Genomic DNA, 17,610 nt, shown 5'->3' with positions numbered 1-17,610 from the left:
CGCCCGGGAATGCGCGGGTTTCGCCGCGCCCGGCGCCGGGCCGTATGAACTTCCGCGGCCACGACCGTCCGCTTGCACGACGCAGCGCTCTCCGCGAACCGTTCCGTTGCGGAGCCCGCCCTCCTGCGACTCGCATGAACAGCGCCAATGTCGGCATATGAAACCGTCCGCTTGGCGGAGCCGGCATGCGCTGACCCCGCTCGACGGCGGCGCATCGCGACGCTAGAGCGTCCGGTCATGCAAAAACGGCCCAAGCTCTCCGTCGTCATCCCCTGCTACAATGAAGAGGCGTGCCTCGAGATGCTGCACGGCCGCGTCTCCGGCGCGGCCCGTGCCGCGGTGGGCGACGATTATGAAATCGTCCTGATCAACGACGGCTCGCGCGACAGGAGCTGGGACGTGATGCAGCGCCTCTCCGCCGGCGACCCGCGCCTCGTCGCGATCAATCTCTCGCGCAACCATGGCCATCAGCTCGCGCTCACCGCCGGGCTGGATCTGTGCGCGGGCGAGGAGATCCTGATCATCGATGCGGACCTGCAGGACCCGCCCGAACTGCTCGCCGACATGCGCGCCGCGATGCGCTCGCAGGGCGCCGACGTGGTCTATGCGGTGCGCCGCAAGCGCGACGGCGAGACGATCTTCAAGAAGATCACCGCCGCCTTCTTCTACCGCATGCTCGACCGGATCACCGACACGCCGATCCCGCTCGACACCGGCGATTTCCGCCTGATGACGCGGCGCGCGCTCGACGCCTTCCTGTCGCTGCCGGAGCAGGCGCGCTTCATCCGCGGCATGGTCGCCTGGGTGGGCTTCAAGCAGGTGCCCTTCCCCTATGACCGGCACGAGCGCCATGCCGGCGAGAGCAAATATCCGCTCGGCAAGATGATCCGCTTCGCCTTGGACGCGATCACCGGCTTCTCGACCGCGCCCCTGCGCTTCGCCAGCCATGTCGGCCTGGTGCTCACCGGCCTGTCGGCGCTGCTGGTGCTCTATATCTTCGCCGGCTTCCTGATGGGTGCGGCGATTCCCGGCTGGACATCGCTGATGCTGGTCGTCGTCGTGCTGGGCGCGGTGCAGATGTTCGTGCTCGGCATGATCGGCGAGTATCTCGGCCGCCTCTATGTCGAATCGAAGCGCCGGCCGCTTTATATCGTGGCGGACGTCGCCGGCCCGGTGATGGGCCATGCGTCGCTCGGCTATCGCTATGCCGATTCGGGCGAGGTCAGCGTCTCGCCGGTCACGCCGCGGGGCGAAAAGGCGGAGTGATCCGCCGCGCGGCTGGCCGGGCCCAGGTTACTTGGGCGACGCCAGCACGATGATCGACAGGCCCGGCGGCATCGGCAGCCGGCCGAGGATGTGACGCTCGATCCCGAACACCGCTTCGAACGCGGCGTTGAGCGGCCGGGGCGGGGGCGAATCGTCGCTGTCGTCCTTGCCGGTCAGCCTGCCGACGAGCCGCGCCGCCACCGCCACCGGGAACAGCAGCGAGTTGAACCAGCGCAGCTTCTGCCAGCCGAGCCCCGCCCTTTGCAGCGCGGCGGTCAGCGTCGCCTTGGAATAGCGGCGCTTGTGATGGTTCACCACGTCGTGCGCACTCCACATCCACTGGTGCGCCGGCACGGTGATCAGAATCTTGCCGCCAGGCTTGAGCACCCGCGCGATCGCCCGCAGCGCCGCGACATCGTCCTCGACATGCTCGATCACGTCGAGCACCGCGACCATGTCATAGCTGCCGTCCTCGACTCCCGTCAGCGCCGGGAGCGGCGAGGCGCCCACCTGCTTGCCCAGCCGCTCGCTCGCCTTGGCGGCGGCGATCTCGTCGATCTCGATCGCGTCGATCTCGCCGAACTGGGCCAGCATCGGCAGGTTATGGCCGGTGCCGCAGCCGATCTCGAGGATGCGCGCGCCGCCCGGAATATGGGCGTAGCGCTTCAGATAGTCGGAAAGGATCTCGCGGCGCGCGCGATACCACCAGTGGGTGGTGTCGTGCGCTGCCATGCGCTCGTAGACGATGCGGTCCATCTTATTTGAACACCAGATAGCGGTTGAGCGCGAAGGTAATGACAGGCGTAACGAACACCACCGGGAGCAAGGGCACCCAGGTCGGCTGGTGCATCGGCCCGGTGATCACCCAGGTGAAGGCGGCGTTCATCGCCATGCCGACCGACTGGACCGCGACGAACTTGGACTGGGTGCCCATGCCACCCTCGGCCTCGTGCCCCTTGAAGCTCCAGCGGCTGTGGAAGACATAGCCGAACACCACCGCGACCAGGAAGCCTGCGATCGAGGCGAGCACCGGCGGGATCGCATAGGTGGCGAGCGGCCAATAGACCACGGCATAGACGAAGGTCGACGCCAGCCCGACGATGCCGAAGCGCACGAGCTGCCCGAACACGCCATTCGCCCACATCTCTTCAAATCGCCTGATTACAGCCGTCACAATCGCTTGCCCAAGAACCGCCGGTCGCCCTAATGCGTGGCGCGGAGCGAGGGAAGCGATTTTGACGCCAGAAGCCAAGGGCGGGTTCCGCCTCGACCGAGAACTGGACCGCAACTGGCTGCGCTGGATGGCGCTCTTCTGGTTCTGCGTGGTCGCCTGGTTCCTCCACGACCGGCAGGGCAACATCTATTGGCTGCTGCTCGGCGACACCGACGACAATATGCGCCTGATGCAGGTCCGCGCCTGGCTGGCGGGCCAGGGCTGGTACGATCTGCGGCAATATCGCCTCGATCCGGCATTGGGCGGGTTCGACATCCACTGGTCGCGCCTGGTCGACCTGCCGATCGCCGGGCTGATCCTCGCCTTCAAGCCGTTCGTCGGCACCGCCACCGCCGAGAAATGGGCGTGCGGCCTTGCCCCGCTGCTGCCGCTGGCGCTCGCCATGGCCGGGCTCTCGCTCGCCGTGCGCCGGCTCGTGGCGCCCTGGGCCTGGCCGGTGGCGCTGATCGTCCTGATGGGCTGCGCCTCCACCATGTCGATGTTCGCGCCGATGCGGATCGACCATCATGGCTGGCAGCTGGCATTCTTGGCCATGACCGTCGCCGGCCTCGCCGATCCGCGCCGCGCCCGCGGCGGCGCCGTTGTCGGCCTGTCCAGCGCCGCCTCGCTCACCATCGGGCTGGAGATGCTGCCCTATTGCGCCATGGCCGGCGCGATCATCGCGCTCCGCTGGATCTGGGACCGCGCGGACGTGCGCCGCATGCAGGTCTATGGCCTGACGCTCGGCGGCGGCTCGGCGCTCGGCTTCGCGCTCTTCGCCTCGAATGCCAACCAGGCGATGCGCTGCGACGCGCTCACGCCCGTCTGGCTGACCGTGATGGTCGCCGCCGGCGCCCTGCTCTTCGCACTGTCCCTTTGCAACCCGGCCGATCGCCGGCTCCGCCTCGCGCTGGCCGCGCTGGCCGGCGCGGCGATCGTCGCCGGTTTCGCGCTGCTGTTCCCGCAATGCCTGGGCCGGCCCGAACAGGTCTCGGACGAGCTCGCCAACACCTGGCTCAACAATGTCCGCGAGGCGCGGCCGATCTACAAGCACGCCTTCAAGACCGCCTTTCCCATGGCGGTGCTGCCGGTGATCGGCATCCTGGGCGCGCTCTTCGCCACCTGGCGCGCGCGCCGCGGCGAGGCGCTTGTCGGCTGGGCCGCCGTGGCGCTGTTTACGGCCTTTGCCGGCGCGATGCTCCTCTGGCAGGTGCGTGCCGCGCCTGCCGCGCAGCTGCTGGCCGTGCCGGGATCGGTGGCGCTGCTGGCAGTGGCGGTGCCCTGGTTCCTGGGCATCCGTGCCCCCTTCGCGCGCTGGATCGGCGAGGGCCCCGCACGGCTGCTCGGCATCCTCGTGCGCGTGTTCGGCACGGTCTTCGCCTTCCTGCTGCTCTCGGGCCTGTGGGCCGGGCTGGTCGTCCCCTTCTTCTCCGCCGGCAACGACGCCAGGCCGGGCAAGCCGGCACCGCCCGACAAGGTCGCCGCCGCCAATGCCGCCTGCGCGCGGATGAGCAATCTGCGCGTGCTCGACGACGTGCCCGCCGGGATCGTCTTCACGCATGTCGACCTGGGCCCGCGGCTGATCACCGTCACCCATCACAGCGGCATCGCCGGCCCCTATCACCGCAACGGCCGCGCGATCCTCGACGTGCACCACGCCTTCACCTGGGCGACGCCGAACTTCCGGCCGATCGCCGCCGCGCACAAGGCGCAGTATCTGCTGGTCTGCCCGGACATGTCGGAGACGACGCTCTATCGCAGCCGCGGGCCGAACGGCTTCTATGCGGCGCTGGCCAAGGGCCAGGTGCCGAACTGGCTCGAGCCGGTGCCGCTGCGGGAGGTCCAGCCGGGCAAGCCGCTGCCGTTCAAGCTGTGGCGGATCCGCTACGACCTGCCGAATGCGCCGCCGGTGCCCGCGAAACGCTGAGCCCCTTCCGGAGCTTCAATGCCCCGTCGCCGCCCGCCCGGCGACCAGCGCGGCGCTGATCCCGTCGATCACGAACTGCACCGCCAGCGCCCCCAGCAGCACGCCGAGCAACCGCGACACCACCGCCTCGATCTTCGCGCCGACCACCCGCATCAGCGGGCCGGCCGCGAGCAGCGCCAGCATGGTGAGCAGCAGGATCGCCGCCATCGCCGCGAGCACCACCGTCGTGCGCTCGAAACCGTTGTTCTGCGACATCAGCAGCATCACCGAGGCGATCGAGCCGGGGCCGGCGATCATCGGCATCGCCATGGGGAAGATCGAGATGTCGGTCGGCTCGCTGGCCTTCACCTTTTCGGCCCGGTCCTCGCGCCGCTCGGTGCGCTTCTCGAACACCATTTCGAGCGCGATCAGGAACAGCATGATGCCGCCGGCGATCTTGAAGGCGTTGAGGCTGATGCCGAGCGCCCGCAACAGCACCTCGCCGAACAGCGCGAAGCCGAACAGGATGACCGCGGCAACCACCACCGCGCGCACCGCCATCGCCCGGCGATGCACCGCGCTGGTGCCGGCGGTGAGCCCCGCGAAGATCGGCGCGCAGCCCGGCGGATCGATCACCACGAAGAAGGTGACGAAGGCGGAGATGAAGAGCTCGATCATTTGCCGGATGCCGCGATCTTGTCGTCGATCACCTGCACCAGGGCCTTGCCGTCCCAGATCCAGGCGAGGAACCGGCGCGCGCCGCTCGACGACACGTGCCAATGCCAGGCGAGCGTCCCGTCGGGCGAGGCGCCGCTCTCGCTTGGTCCTTCGCGATAGCCGAACCGCGGCGGCTGCACCGGTTTTCCCGCACAGGAAGCGCGGCGCAGATTCGGTTCGGCGGGGCGATGCCGCGCAGTCTCGAGCAGTTCGCCGCTATCGACGGTCCATTTCCAGCCGCCCTCGGCCTCGCGCCGCCATACGGTGCTGAAGAAGCCGACCCTGCCCTCGGGTAGCTTCCACCCGCCGGTGTTCACCGCAAACTTGCCGTCGCACGAGACATGGCTTTCGATCGGCCACCATTCGATCGACTTCGGCGGATCCTTGCGATCCTTGAGCCATGCCTGCGCCTGCACGGGCTGCGGCACGAACATCGTCGCATCCTCGGCCGCGAACGCGCGGAACGCCGTCCACTGGCCCTTGGCCTGCGCCGCGGCGTTGAACGCGCGCTCGGCATCGACCGCGCTCGGCGGCGCGGCGGCCTGGAGGATCAGCGCGGCCAGGATCATATCGCGCCCTTTGCCAGCGGCACGCCCGCATTGCGGTGCGCGGCAACCAGGGTGTTGCGCAGCAGGCACGCGATCGTCATCGGCCCCACCCCGCCGGGCACCGGCGTGATCGCGCCCGCCACGCTCGCCGCACTGTCGAAATCGACATCGCCCACCAGGCCCTCGTCCGTCCGGTTGATGCCGACGTCGATCACCGTCGCCCCCGGCTTCAGCCACTCGCCCTTGACGAAATGGGCGCGGCCCACCGCGGCGACGACGATGTCGGCGTGCTTGAGGTAATGCGGCAGGTTGCGCGTCCTGGAATGGACGAGCGTCACCGTCGCGCTCGCCCGGGTGAGCAGCGCCGCCATCGGCTTGCCGACGATGTTGGAGCGGCCGATCACCACCGCGTCGAGCCCGCTCAAATCGCCCAGCCTGTCCTCGAGCAGCATCAGGCAGCCGAGCGGCGTGCAGGGCACGAAGCCCTGCAGCCCGGTCGCCAGCCGCCCGGCATTGACCGGGTGGAAGCCGTCGACATCCTTGTCCGGATCGATCCGGGTGAGCACCGCCTGCTCGTCGATATGCCCGGGCAGCGGCAGCTGGACGAGGATGCCGTCCACCTCGGGATCGGCATTGAGCTTGTCGACCAGCGCGATCAGCGTCGCCTGGGTGGTGTCGGCGCCGAGCTTGTGCTCGAAGCCCTCCATCCCCGCCTCGCGCGTCTGCTTGCCCTTGGAGCGCACATAGACCGCCGAGGCCGGATCCTCGCCGACCAGCACCACGGCGAGCCCGGGCGCGCGGCCGGCCTTCTCGCGAAATGCGGGAACCAGTTCCGCCACGCGGGCGCGCAGGCCCGCGGCGAACGCCTTGCCGTCGATGATCTCAGCCGTCATGCGGCCCGCCATAGAGCCTGTGCGCGATATCTTCCAGCGCCGCGGGATCGCCTTCCACGCGAAGCCGCTTGTGCCGTGCCATATCCCCGGCGATCAGCGTCACGGCGCGCTTCGGCACCCCGAAGGCACCAGCCACCAGCGGCACCAGCGCGGCGTTGGCCGCGCCTTCCACCGGCGGCGCGGCAAGCCGGGCGGCGAAATGCTCGCCGGTGCCCGCCGCAAAGGCATTGCGCGACGCGCGCGGCGTCACCCGGACGGCGATCTCGATCCCGTCCGCAACGCGCCGCCAGGCCGGCATCCCGGCCTCAATAGGCCGTGGCGGCCAGCTGCGCGGCGAGCGTCGGCAGGACGAAGTTGTTGAGGATGTAGATGATCAGCAGCGCCACCAGCGGGCTCAGGTCGAGCGCGCCGAAATCCGGCAGGATCCTGCGGATCGGGCGATAGATCGGCCGGGTGATCACTTCGAGCGCCTGCCAGACCGAGCGGACGAACTCGTTGTAGAGGTTGATCACGTTGAACACGATCAGCCACGACAGGATCGCCTGGACGACGATGACGATGCTCAACGCCGACAACAGGAAGCCGATGATGTCGAGGATCATGAGTAGGAAGGGGATCAATGCGCTCTCCGAGGTCTCTTGCGACACAGATTAGGGAATGCGGCGCCCCGCAACAACCCCGGCGCGCTTGCCGCACCGCAGTTGGCGTTCCTTCGCGGGAAGCCGCTCCCGCTATACCAGCCCCTTGGGCGGCTGGCCGGGCAGATGGCCGGAGCGCATCACTGCGATCGCCTCGACTATCCGGCGCGCAAGGCCGGTTGCCGCATCCTGGTGCCGATACTCCAGCGCCACGAGCGACTCCTCGACGACGGCGTCGATCTCGCCGCCATCGAGCACGCCTTTCCTTTCGAGAGCGTTCATCAACGTCTTCACCAGCGTGAGCGCGCTCAGCGCCAGGGCTCTGTTTTCGTCTTCGAAGTGGTTGCGCTCGCTCATTTCGTCCTCCTCGGGGCCTGGGGGTCGCGACTCAATCGGCCAACCCCGCCATCCCGGCTTTCGCCAGGGATAGCGAAGGAAAGCACCTGCGCTTCGGGCCAGGCGCCCGGCCCGATCGCCGGCGCGCCGAGCCGGATCAGGCGTGGACCAGCGTGCCGGCGCCGCGCCGGGTGAAGATCTCGAGCAGCATCGCGTGCGGGACGCGGCCGTCGAGGATCACCGCGGCATCCACGCCCTGCTCGACTGCGTTCACGCACGTCTCGACCTTGGGGATCATGCCGCCCTTGATCGTGCCGTCCGCCTTGAGCGCGGCGATCCGCGCCGGATCGAGATCGGTCATCAGCTCGCCCGACTTGTCGAGCACGCCCGCCACGTCGGTCAGCAGGAAGAAGCGCGAGGCGCCGCAGGCGCTGGCGATCGCGCCCGCCATGGTATCGGCGTTGATGTTGTAGGTGTGGCCGTCCGCGCCCAGCGCGATCGGCGCGACCACGGGAATGAAGCCCTGCGCCGCCAGCGAATGCAGGATCGCCGGATTGACCCCGGTCGGCTCGCCCACAAAGCCCAGGTCGACATGGCGCTCGATGCCCTGGAGCGGATCGGCCTCGCGCCCGGTCACCTTCTCGGCGGTGACGAGCCCGGCATCCTTGCCCGAGATGCCGACCGCGCGGCCGCCCGCGGCGCCGATCCAGCTGACGATCTCCTTGTTGATCGATCCGGCCAGGACCATCTCCGCGATCTTCGCGGTTTCGGAATCGGTCACCCGGAGCCCGCCGACAAAGTTCGATTCGACACCGAGCCGCTTGAGCATCGCGCCGATCTGCGGGCCGCCGCCATGAACGACGATCGGGTTGATCCCCACTGCCTTGAGCAGCACCACGTCCTCGGCGAAGTCGCGCTGCAACTCGGGATCGCCCATCGCGTGGCCGCCATATTTCACCACGAAGGTCGCGCCGGCATAGCGCTGCAGATAGGGCAGCGCCTCGACGAGCGTTTCGGCCTTGGCGAGCAGCGCGGGATCGGGGGCGTTGGTCATGCGCGGCCCATAGGGCCGGCGAGCCCGCCCCGCAACTTGTCGCTCAGCGGAACACGGGTTCTGCGCGCCAGACCGTGAGCCAGTTGGTCGAACCGCGGCATTCGTCCATCATCCGCATCTCGATCAGCCGGAAGCGGGTTCCGTCCCACACATAGCTGGCGCCGAGGCCGCAATCGCCGACGCCGCGCCCCTTATAGTAGCTGGAGAGCACGCCCTTGTCCCAGCCGGCATTGACCAGCGCATTGCCCTCGCCCTCGCCCGAGGAAAGGTCGAAGCCGGCCTCGACTGCCTTGCCGCCGGACAGGATGAAGGCCAGGCTGTTATAGTTATAGGCGCCGGCGCCGCAGGGAATCAGCACCAGCGTCTTGCCGCCGCCCAGGGCATGAAGCTGGGTCTCGGGCCTGCTCTCCGTACCTTCATACCAGTCGTTGCAGCCGCCCTGTTGCTCGAGGCTGGCGCGCAGGGCCGGCGGGAGCGCCGCCGCCGCGCCCGAGGGCCGCAGGGCGGCGATGCGCGGCAGGACGGGGGCGCCGGGAACGGCGCTCGCGGCCCTGGCACCCTTGGCAACCGCCGCGGTGACGGTGCCGGCGCGGCCCTGGTCGGCATCGATGTGACGAAGCGCCGCCGAGGAGCCGGCGAGCGAGATGCGGGCGACGAGCTTGCCCGAAGCGTCGGTGAGGGTGAGCCGCTTGCCGTTCGCCATCGCAGCGGCCAGCCGGGCCGAGTCCGCCGCGGCCAGCGTCACCGTGTCGCCCGCCGCATTGGCCGGGACGCTTGCCACCGGCACGTCGTCGACGCGCACCGAGACGCGGCCCTTCACGGTGTTGGCCGGATAGAGTTCGACGGCGAAGCTGCCTTCGGGCCCGGCGGCACGGGTCAGCGACGCAGTGGCCTGATAGTCGGCGTCCGCATCGGACGGGCCGTCGGGCGGATAGAGCGAAGTCATCTCGCAGCGATGGGTGTTGTCGCAGGCCACGGCCCAGTCGCCGTAGAGCTTGAGGGCACCGGGTTGCGGATCGTCCGCAAGGGCGACGAGGAGCGCGAGCATCAGCATGTCGCGCAGCCTAGCCGATTCGCCAATCTCCCGGTAGGAGCGAGCGACGAAGGAGACTGAGATGAAGACGGTTGGCGTGATCGGTGCGGGGCAGATGGGCGCGGGCATCGCGCAGGTTTCGGCACAGGCGGGCTATGCCGTGCTGCTCTCGGACGTCGACCAGGCGCGGGCCGAGGCGGGCAAGGCCGGGATCGCCAGGCAGCTCGCCCGGGCCGTGGAGAAGGAGAAGATCGCCGCCGCCGATGCCGAAGCCGCGCTCGGCCGGATCGCCTGCGTCGGCGGCACCGACGCCTTCGCGCCCTGCGACCTGGTCGTCGAGGCCGCGACCGAGCGGGAGGCGATCAAGCGCCAGATCTTCGAGGCCGTCGGCAAGGTGCTGGGCCCGCAGGCGATCCTGGCCAGCAACACGTCGTCGATCCCGATCACCCGCCTCGCCCAGGCCGCGCCCGACGCCGGCCGGTTCATGGGCGTGCATTTCTTCAACCCGGTACCGGTGATGGGCCTGATCGAGCTGATCCGCGGCCTGGCGACCTCGGACGGCACCGTCGCCGCCGTCGAAGCCTTTGGCCAGTCGCTCGGCAAGCGCATCGTCCATGCCAACGATGCCCCGGGCTTCATCGTCAATCGCGTGCTGATGCCGATGCTCAACGAAGCCTGTTTCGCGCTGGGCGAAGGCGTTGCGACGATCCCGGACATCGACGCGGCGTGCCAGCTCGGCCTCAACCATCCGATGGGGCCCTTCACGCTCGCCGACTTCATCGGGCTCGACACCTGCCTCGAGATCACCCGCGTGCTGTTCGAGGGCACGGGCGACCCCAAGTTCCGCCCGGCGCCGCTGCTGGTGAAATATGTCGAAGCCGGCTGGTACGGCCGCAAGACCAAGCGCGGCTTCTACGACTATACGGGCCCGGAGCCGGTGCCGACGCGCTAGGCGTCGGCCGCGGCCAGCTCCGCCTGGCGGTCGAGCGCCCATTTGGCGAGCGTGTCGAAGGGGATCGCGACGAGGAAGCCGATCCCCGCCCGGCCGTCATGCGCCCAGCGCACCACGCCGCGGCGCGGCTCGAGCCCATGGACGCCCACCGTCACCGCGTCGCCCTCGCGCAGGAAATCGGCTTCGACCTTCACGCCGCCCTGCGACACGTCGACCAGCGTGACGCTCACCCGCATGCCCTCGGCCACCAGGCTTACCGGACAGGCGATGCGCAGCCGCGGCATGCGCTGGGTGAGCCCCGGCTCGCCATGCACCGGGGCATGGAGCACTTCGAGCACGTCGATGCGATCGTCGAACTGCACGCCGATCATCCCGTCCGCCGACCAGGCGATGCGCCCGGAGATCGCGTTGCCCGAACGGATCTCCACCGTCACCGGCTCGCCGGGCGGCAGGCTGGTGTGGAGCTTGCCCATCAGGCCGCCGGGCGAGATGTTGCGGATCAGGCAAAGCGCCTCATAGCCGCCCCAGCGCAGCATTGCGGACCGGTAGACCGAGATTTTCGAGCGATCGTCGATTCGACGTTCCATGACAGGCACTTCGGGCTGGAAGGAGATTTCGGTGCGGATGTCTGCCTCCGACGGCGTGATGGTGGTGACCCGCGGAGAACATGCGTCCGTCAGATGTCTGTAACGTTTCGAAGGCACAACGATCCGTGGTAAATGCGGGCGAGCCGGCCGGCCGGCGGCATCGGCCTGGGGGAAGGCGATCTGCAGGCAGCGCCCCACCCGGCCGAGCGCTTCCTCGCCGGGCGTGGGCGGAGGTCGCCGCAGGATGCGCAGCGGACGAACGTCCGGGCCCGAAGCAAGCAAACTGGTCACGCAGCACTCCCGCAAGATGCCTGGAGAGCGCACATCCGGCGATCGTTCCGCGACGAAGCACGCGGCACGAACGTTCGATGGCGCGCGACCCGCTCTCCATCCGATGTCGGTTGTTATCGCAGGCCCAGCGCGCCCCCGGCGCAGCGTTGTTCCCGCGGATTTACCCGATCTCTACCGAGCGGCCGGTAACCAAAAAGTTAACGCGGCCGGACCGGATCAGGGGAGCAGCAGCCCCGCCAGCGCGGCGCCCATCAGATTGGCCAGGCTGCCCGCGACCAGCGCGCGGATGCCGAGCTTGGCGATCATCGGCCGCTGATTGGGCGCCAGGCTGCCCGTCGCCGCCATCTGGATCGCGATCGAGCTGAAATTGGCGAAGCCGCACAGCGCGAAGGTGATGATCGCCCGGGTGCGTGGGGCAAGATCGGTCATCGCGCCCAGATCGATGAAGGCGACGAACTCGTTGAGCACGACCTTGGTGCCGAACAGCCCGCCCGCCGCGGTCGCCTCGTGCCAGGAGATGCCGAGCAGGTACATGACCGGCGCGAAGACCGTGCCGATGATCTTCTGGAAGCTGAGGTTCCGGAAGACCTCCGCCCAGGCGGCATGGCCGCTCAGCTCGTAGACCCAGTTGCCGGCCCCGGCGAGCAGGCCGTTGGCGAGCGCCACCAGCGCCACGAAGGCGAGCACCATCGCCCCCACCGCCACGGCAATCTTCACGCCGGTCGACGCCCCGGTCGCCGCAGCCATGATGATGTTGGCGGCACGCTCTTCCTCGATATCGTGCTCGGCGATCCGGATCGCCTCGTCCTCGGCCGCGTCGCCGAGCGTCGGTTCGCCGTCCTTCGCCGGCGTATCGGGCATGATGATCTTGGCCATCAGCAGGCCGCCCGGCGCCGCCATGAACGACGCCGCCAGCAGATAGGGAAGCGCCGTCGGCCCGAGCAGGCTGGCATAGGCGGCGAGGATCGTGCCGGCGACGCCCGCCATGCCGACGCTCATCACCGCGAACAGCTGCGAGGGCGTGAGCCGCGCGAGATAGGGGCGGATCACCAGCGGCGATTCGCTCTGCCCGACAAAGATGTTCGCCGCCGCGCACAGCGATTCGACCTTGGTGGTACCCACCACCTTCTCGATCGCGCCGCCGATCCAGCGGACCACGAACTGCATCACGCCCAGATGATAGAGGATCGAGACGAGCGCGGCGAAGAAGATGATCACCGGCAGCGCGGCGATCGCGAAGCTCTGGCCGCCCAGCTCGGGCTTGGCGAGCGGCCCGAACAGGAAGCTGGTGCCGGCGCCGGCATAGCCCAGCAGCGCGGAGACGCCGTTGGAGAGCCCGTGCAGCGCCGCCTGGCCCCAGCTCGTGCGCAGCACCAGCGCCGCGATGCCGGCCTGAAGCAGGAAGGCGGCGCCGACGATGCGCAGGTTGATCGCGCGCTTGTTCGACGAAAGCAGGAAGGCGATGGCGAGGATCGCGATCACGCCGAAGATGCCGACCGGAAACTGATTCAACTGCTTATTCCCCCAAGGCGTACGCCCAAGCCTCCCACCATACACGCTCGATACCGCATGGCCAGAGCCCGCCCGCGCCATTCCCCGCAGAACCGGACATTCCGGACGGCAAGGTCGGCGGAATATGGGCCGAGCCACCCCCGCGAGGCGACGACATCGGAACGACAATCGCCCTGCATTGACAGCCCGGCCCCGGCGCCGGGGCTTGCGGCGCAGGCATTTCCCGCTAGCGTCCGGCCATGGACACCATTCGCATCCCGCGTTCGCTCTTCTTCCTCTCGATCTTCTATGGCGGCATGGTCTGCATCGCCGGCGTGCTCGGCAACAAGCAGGTCGCGCTCGGGCCGATCTCGCAGATCGGCAACTGGGTGGGCGTGGGCCCGCTCGCGGTGGAGGCGGGCATCTTCGCCTTCCTGCTGCTCGTCTCGGTCTCCAGCGCGGTCGCCGAGCTGCACGGGCCCGACACGGCGCGGCGGCTGGTGCTGCTGGGCTTCGTGCCCCTGGTCACTTCGGTCCTCCTGTCGATCCTCGTCCTCAGCCTTCCCGCCTCGCCGAGCATGGAGCCCGACCGGCTCCACGCCTTCGCGCTGATGATGAGCGGCACGCCGCGCATCTGGCTGGGCGGAATCATCGCCTATGGCATCTCGCAGATCCTGAACGTCACCATCTTCTCCGCGCTCAAGAGCGGTGGCGGGAGCCTGCTCTGGCTGCGGGCGGCGATCGCATCGGTGCTGAGCCAGATCGCCGACACGCTGATCTTCATCTCCGTCGCCTTTTACGGCGTGTTCCCGATCGGCGAGCTGCTGGTCGGCCAGATGCTGACCAAGGTGGTGCTGAGCGTGGTGCTGGTGCCGCCGGCCATCTACCTGTTCGTGGCGCTGGGCCGGATGCTCGACGGGCGGCGCGGGCTGAACTGAGGCTCTGGGGACCCAGCCAAACCCGCGACATATCCCCGCCATCGCCGCGAAGGCGGAGGCGGGTGGCGGAAGGGTTGCTGCCGGGCTCCGGCCTATGGCGCCATCCGCAGCGGCTGGGCCTCGCAAAGGATCAGCGCGAACCAGTCCTTGGGATCGGTCCATTCGCGGATCGGTGTCCAGCCGCCCGCGCGCAGCAGCATGCGGGCGCCGTTGCGGCCATATTTGTGGCTGTTCTCGGTGTGGATCGTCTCGCCCGCGGCCATCGCGAAGGCACGCCCGTCGACAGTGAATTCCACGTCGCGCACCGCCTCCAGATGCATCTCGATCCGCGCGGCATCGTCGTTCCACAATGCGACATGGCGGAACGCCTCGACCGGGATCGTGCCGCCGAGCTCGCGGTTGATCCGCGCAAGCAGGTTGCGGTTGAACGCCGCGGTGACCCCCTGGGCATCGTCATAGGCGGGGACGAGCACGTCCGCCGGCTTCACCCGGTCCATCCCGATCAGCAGCCGCGCGCCCTCCCCCAGCCAGTCGCGCATCGCGCGCAACAGGTCGACTGCGTGAAAGGCCTGCATGTTGCCGATCGTCGAGCCCGGGAAGAAGCCGAGCTTGGGCATGCCCGCCACCTGCTCGGGCAGCGGCACGGGGCGCAGGAAATTGGCCTCGACCGGATGGACCGGCAGGCCCGGAAAGGCCTGGCCCAGCTCGGCGGCGGACTGGCGGAGGAAATCGCCGGAAATGTCGATCGGCACATAGGCGGCGGGATCGATGGCGCGCAGCAGCAGCGGCGTCTTCACCGAGGAGCCCGAGCCGAACTCGACCACCGCCGCGCCGCGCGCCGCGAGCGCACCGAGCTCGGGCCCGGTCTCGCGCAGCAACGCCGTCTCGGTGCGGGTCGGATAATATTCGGGGAGCCGAGTGATCTCCTCGAACAGCTCGGAGCCGCGGCGATCGTAGAACCAGCGCGCGGGAATGGCGCGGGGCCGCGCGGCGAGGCCGCTCAGCACGTCGGCGCGGAAATGCGGATCGGCCAGGCTGGTCTGGCCGTCTTCGAGTTCCTGCTTCAACATGACTGGCCGGCCTTTCTGTTTCGACGACAGCGAGGGAAGTGAGGCGTGAACCCCCTCACAGGTCCTTCGCCAGGCGCACGCCGGTGAATTGCCAGCGCTGATGGGGGTAGAAGAAGTTGCGGTAGCTGGCGCGCGAATGGCCGCGCGGCGTGGCGCAGGACGATCCGCGCAGCACGAACTGGCCGCTCATGAACTTGCCGTTATATTCGCCCACCGCGCCCGCCGCCGGCCGGAAGCCGGGATAGGGACGATAGGCGCTGCCCGTCCATTCCCAGACATCGCCGAAAAAGGCCGGGCCGCCCGCCGCGGGGCGCGGCTCGACCGGGCCGGCGGCGTCGAGCTGGTTGCCGCCCGCCGGATCGTGCGCCGCGGCAGCCGCTTCCCATTCGAACTCGGTGGGCAGGCGCGCGCCGGCCCAGCTGGCATAGGCATCCGCCTCGAAGAAGCTGACATGGGTGACCGGCGCGGCGGGATCGACCGGGCGGCGGCCGTCGAGCCCGAATCGCGTCCAGCCCTCCCCCTCCCGCCGCCAGTAGAGCGGCGCCTCCACGCCTTCCTTCTGCACCCAGGCCCAGCCGTCCGACAGCCAGTGGCGCGAGTCGCGATAGCCGCCATCGGCGATGAACCCGGCCCATTCGCCGTTGGTGACGGTGCGATCGGCAATGGCGTGGGGCGCGAGCAGCGCCTGGTGGCGGGGCCCCTCGCAATCGAAGGAGAAGCCAGCGTCCGGCCGCTCCGTCGGCGCGATTCCGACCGCGACCAGGCCCTCCAGCCCTGCGATCCAGCCGATCGGGCCGGGCATCGCCACCGGCACCTTGGGCGCGCCCTGCCAGACGGCCGGCTCGAGCGGATTGACCGAGAAATGGTGCAATATGTCGGTGAGCAGCAGCTCCTGATGCTGCTCCTCGTGATTGCAGCCGAGCAGCGCCAGGGCCTGGGCCGCCGGCGGAAGATCGGGCAGCGCATCGGCAAGCGCGGCGTCGACATGGGCGCGCCAGGCAAGGATCTCGTCCAGCGCGGGGCGCGACAGCATCCCGCGGCGCGGGCGCGCATGCCGCAGGCCCTCCGCCTCGTAATAGCTGTTGAACAGGAAGGGCCAGCGCGCGTCGAACAGCGCATAGCCGGGCAGGTGATCGCGCAGCACGAAGGTCTCGAAGAACCAGGTGGTGTGCGCGAGATGCCATTTGGCGGGCGAGGCATCGTCCATCGACTGGAGCGTCGCATCGGCATCGGAGAGCGGCCGGACCAGCGCCTCGCTCAGCGCGCGGGTACGGTGGAACTTCGCGCCCAGGGCGCTGGAAGCCGGCACCGATCCCGTTTCCGTTCGCATTATGTTCTCCTAATCCAACAGGCCTCCGCCCGTCAACCGGAGAAAATATAGGTCAGCGGGACGCCCCCGGCACCCATAGAACGTCGCCCGCCTCGCTTTGGTTCACTGCGCGGGCGGCGACGAAGAGCAGGTCCGACAGGCGATTGAGATAGGCGAGCGGCAGGCCGGCCGCCCCGGCGGCGACGGCGGCGCGCTCGGCCCGGCGGGTGACGGCGCGGGCGAGGTGGAGCTCGGGCGCGCCCGGCGCCCCGGCGGGAAGCACGAAGCTGGTCAGCGGCGCGAGCGCCGAGTTGATATGGTCGATCCGCTCCTCGAGCCAGGTCACCTGGGCCGGAGTGATGCGCAGCGCGCCTTCGATTTCGTCCGGCGTGGCGAGATCGGCGCCGAGGTCGAACAGGTCGTTCTGGATATGGGCCAGCATGCCGCCGAACGCATGATGGCCAAGCGTGGCGCGGGCGACGCCGATCGCGCAGTTCGCCTCGTCGACATCGCCGATCGCCGCCATGCGGGCATCGGCCTTGGAGATGCGCGAGCCGTCGACCAGGCCGGTGGTGCCGTCGTCGCCGGTGCGCGTGTAGATCTTGTTGAGCTTGACCATGGGGACGGGTCTACGCCGGCGGCGGAGGCTTCTCAATTCCTCCCCTGGCTTGCCGGCGAAGGAATTCAGGCGTGCTTCGAGCGGAGCAGCAGCAGGCCGAAGCCGATGAAGATCGTGCCGGTCAGCCGGTTGAACCATTTCTTGAGCGCGGGCCGGGCGAGATGGCGGGCCAGGCCGCGCCCGCCCAGCGCATAGACGGCGTACCAAAAGCATTCGACCACCGCGAAGGTGAGCACTAGGATCGCGAACTGGGGCGGCTTGGGCGCGGCGGCGCTCACGAACTGGGGGAAGAAGGCGGCGGCGAAGAGCAGCGCCTTGGGATTGGAGATGCTGATCGCGAAGCCCCCGCGGAAGAGCTGGGCCGGGGTGAGGCGCCTGTCGGCGAGCGCCTGGTCGTCGCCGATATCGAGCGGCGTCGGATCGGCGCGCCAGGCCTTGATGCCGAGCCAGACCAGATAGGCGGTGCCGAGCCAGCGCAGCACTTCGAACGCGCCGGGGATGGCGAGCAGCAGCGCAGTGAGGCCGGCGGCGGAAGCGGTGAGGATCGTCATCAGCCCGGCCAGGCAGCCCGCCATCGCCGCCACGGTGCGCCGCACGCCGAAATCGACGCTGCGCTGGAGGATGTGGAGCATGTTGGGGCCGGGCGTTCCCGAGAGCAGGAACACGGCCATGACGAAAAGCCACCAGGTCTGGAGTGTCATCGCGCGGACCTTCGCGATCGGGGGTCTTGGGAAGGGGCCCGCGGGCCC

20 protein-coding genes are annotated in these 17,610 nt (G+C 69.2%); 4 read left to right on the top strand and 16 right to left on the bottom strand.

The genetic code is table 11. From position 1 onward, the window contains the following. Positions 1–237 precede the first annotated feature (237 nt). The gene (locus FHR20_RS15260) at positions 238–1,266 is read left to right on the top strand and encodes a glycosyltransferase family 2 protein (RefSeq protein ID WP_208413602.1); all 1,029 of its coding nucleotides are present in this window, start codon (positions 238–240) and stop codon (positions 1,264–1,266) included. Between the two features lie 27 nt (positions 1,267–1,293). Here FHR20_RS15260 and FHR20_RS15255 read toward each other — a convergent pair whose 3' ends face one another. Together FHR20_RS15255 and FHR20_RS15250 are read right to left on the bottom strand one after the other, a co-directional pair. Next, positions 1,294–2,022, bottom strand: coding sequence for a class I SAM-dependent methyltransferase (locus FHR20_RS15255; protein ID WP_167300406.1), 729 nt, complete (start codon positions 2,020–2,022; stop codon positions 1,294–1,296). 1 nt (position 2,023) lies between these two features. Beyond that, positions 2,024–2,395 (bottom strand): GtrA family protein, encoded by a 372-nt coding sequence (locus FHR20_RS15250; protein WP_167300405.1) that lies wholly within the window; start codon positions 2,393–2,395, stop codon positions 2,024–2,026. Positions 2,396–2,567: 172 nt separating this feature from the next. On the opposite strand from FHR20_RS15250, the gene FHR20_RS15245 reads away from it, so the two are divergent. Then, positions 2,568–4,406, top strand: a complete 1,839-nt coding sequence (locus FHR20_RS15245; RefSeq protein WP_167300553.1) for an AcrB/AcrD/AcrF family protein — start codon at positions 2,568–2,570, stop codon at positions 4,404–4,406. Between the two features lie 15 nt (positions 4,407–4,421). On the opposite strand, the gene FHR20_RS15240 is transcribed toward FHR20_RS15245, so the two are convergent. From FHR20_RS15240 to FHR20_RS15205, 8 genes are all read right to left on the bottom strand, one after another. Beyond that, positions 4,422–5,063, bottom strand: a complete 642-nt coding sequence (locus FHR20_RS15240; RefSeq protein ID WP_167300404.1) for a MarC family protein — start codon at positions 5,061–5,063, stop codon at positions 4,422–4,424. Next, positions 5,060–5,671, bottom strand: coding sequence for a Cif family virulence factor (locus FHR20_RS15235; protein WP_208413600.1), 612 nt, complete (start codon positions 5,669–5,671; stop codon positions 5,060–5,062). Before FHR20_RS15235 ends, FHR20_RS15240 begins: the two co-directional genes overlap by 4 nt. Then, on the bottom strand, positions 5,668–6,543 hold the full coding sequence (gene folD / locus FHR20_RS15230; protein WP_167300403.1) for a bifunctional methylenetetrahydrofolate dehydrogenase/methenyltetrahydrofolate cyclohydrolase FolD: 876 nt from the start codon (positions 6,541–6,543) through the stop codon (positions 5,668–5,670). The genes FHR20_RS15235 and folD overlap by 4 nt, the downstream gene beginning before the upstream one ends. Beyond that, a complete protein-coding gene (locus FHR20_RS15225; protein ID WP_167300402.1) occupies positions 6,533–6,841 on the bottom strand; it encodes a DUF167 domain-containing protein in 309 nt (102 codons plus the stop codon). The genes folD and FHR20_RS15225 overlap by 11 nt, the downstream gene beginning before the upstream one ends. Before the next feature lie 7 nt (positions 6,842–6,848). Continuing rightward, the gene (locus tag FHR20_RS15220; RefSeq protein ID WP_167300551.1) at positions 6,849–7,145 is read right to left on the bottom strand and encodes a YggT family protein; all 297 of its coding nucleotides are present in this window, start codon (positions 7,143–7,145) and stop codon (positions 6,849–6,851) included. Between the two features lie 129 nt (positions 7,146–7,274). Beyond that, positions 7,275–7,538, bottom strand: coding sequence for a hypothetical protein (locus tag FHR20_RS15215; protein WP_167300401.1), 264 nt, complete (start codon positions 7,536–7,538; stop codon positions 7,275–7,277). 136 nt (positions 7,539–7,674) lie between these two features. Then, positions 7,675–8,571 carry an acetylglutamate kinase gene (argB, locus tag FHR20_RS15210; RefSeq protein ID WP_167300400.1) on the bottom strand — a complete coding sequence of 299 codons (897 nt, stop codon included), beginning with the start codon at positions 8,569–8,571 and terminating at the stop codon, positions 7,675–7,677. Between the two features lie 43 nt (positions 8,572–8,614). Continuing rightward, positions 8,615–9,625: a DUF1176 domain-containing protein gene (locus FHR20_RS15205; protein WP_167300399.1), complete on the bottom strand. Its 1,011-nt coding sequence runs from the start codon at positions 9,623–9,625 to the stop codon at positions 8,615–8,617. 61 nt (positions 9,626–9,686) lie between these two features. On the opposite strand from FHR20_RS15205, the gene FHR20_RS15200 reads away from it, so the two are divergent. Then, entirely contained in the window at positions 9,687–10,556 is an 870-nt protein-coding gene (locus tag FHR20_RS15200) for a 3-hydroxyacyl-CoA dehydrogenase NAD-binding domain-containing protein (protein WP_167300398.1), read from the top strand. On the opposite strand, the gene FHR20_RS15195 is transcribed toward FHR20_RS15200, so the two are convergent. Together FHR20_RS15195 and FHR20_RS15190 are read right to left on the bottom strand one after the other, a co-directional pair. Then, positions 10,553–11,434 carry a PilZ domain-containing protein gene (locus FHR20_RS15195; protein ID WP_167300397.1) on the bottom strand — a complete coding sequence of 294 codons (882 nt, stop codon included), beginning with the start codon at positions 11,432–11,434 and terminating at the stop codon, positions 10,553–10,555. The genes FHR20_RS15200 and FHR20_RS15195 overlap by 4 nt on opposite strands. Positions 11,435–11,650: 216 nt before the next feature. Continuing rightward, positions 11,651–12,946 carry a NupC/NupG family nucleoside CNT transporter gene (locus FHR20_RS15190; RefSeq protein WP_208413599.1) on the bottom strand — a complete coding sequence of 432 codons (1,296 nt, stop codon included), beginning with the start codon at positions 12,944–12,946 and terminating at the stop codon, positions 11,651–11,653. 239 nt (positions 12,947–13,185) lie between these two features. Here FHR20_RS15190 and FHR20_RS15185 point away from each other — a divergent pair, with 239 nt between their 5' ends. Continuing rightward, a complete protein-coding gene (locus tag FHR20_RS15185) occupies positions 13,186–13,863 on the top strand; it encodes a queuosine precursor transporter (RefSeq protein WP_167300395.1) in 678 nt (225 codons plus the stop codon). Between the two features lie 92 nt (positions 13,864–13,955). On the opposite strand, the gene egtD is transcribed toward FHR20_RS15185, so the two are convergent. The 4 genes from egtD to FHR20_RS15165 form a co-directional block, all read right to left on the bottom strand. Beyond that, positions 13,956–14,933, bottom strand: coding sequence for an L-histidine N(alpha)-methyltransferase (egtD, locus tag FHR20_RS15180; protein WP_167300394.1), 978 nt, complete (start codon positions 14,931–14,933; stop codon positions 13,956–13,958). A 55-nt stretch (positions 14,934–14,988) separates the two neighbouring features. Next, the gene (gene egtB / locus FHR20_RS15175) at positions 14,989–16,263 is read right to left on the bottom strand and encodes an ergothioneine biosynthesis protein EgtB (RefSeq protein ID WP_167300393.1); all 1,275 of its coding nucleotides are present in this window, start codon (positions 16,261–16,263) and stop codon (positions 14,989–14,991) included. Between the two features lie 52 nt (positions 16,264–16,315). Continuing rightward, positions 16,316–16,861, bottom strand: a complete 546-nt coding sequence (locus FHR20_RS15170) for a cob(I)yrinic acid a,c-diamide adenosyltransferase (RefSeq protein WP_167300392.1) — start codon at positions 16,859–16,861, stop codon at positions 16,316–16,318. A 65-nt stretch (positions 16,862–16,926) separates the two neighbouring features. Then, the gene (locus FHR20_RS15165; protein WP_167300391.1) at positions 16,927–17,562 is read right to left on the bottom strand and encodes a LysE family translocator; all 636 of its coding nucleotides are present in this window, start codon (positions 17,560–17,562) and stop codon (positions 16,927–16,929) included. Positions 17,563–17,610: the final 48 nt, after the last annotated feature.

Origin of the sequence: Sphingomonas leidyi (assembly GCF_011761945.1) — a bacterium.
In the GTDB taxonomy this organism is placed as follows: domain Bacteria; phylum Pseudomonadota; class Alphaproteobacteria; order Sphingomonadales; family Sphingomonadaceae; genus Sphingomonas; species Sphingomonas leidyi.
This window is presented reverse-complemented; position numbering and strand designations above follow the sequence as displayed.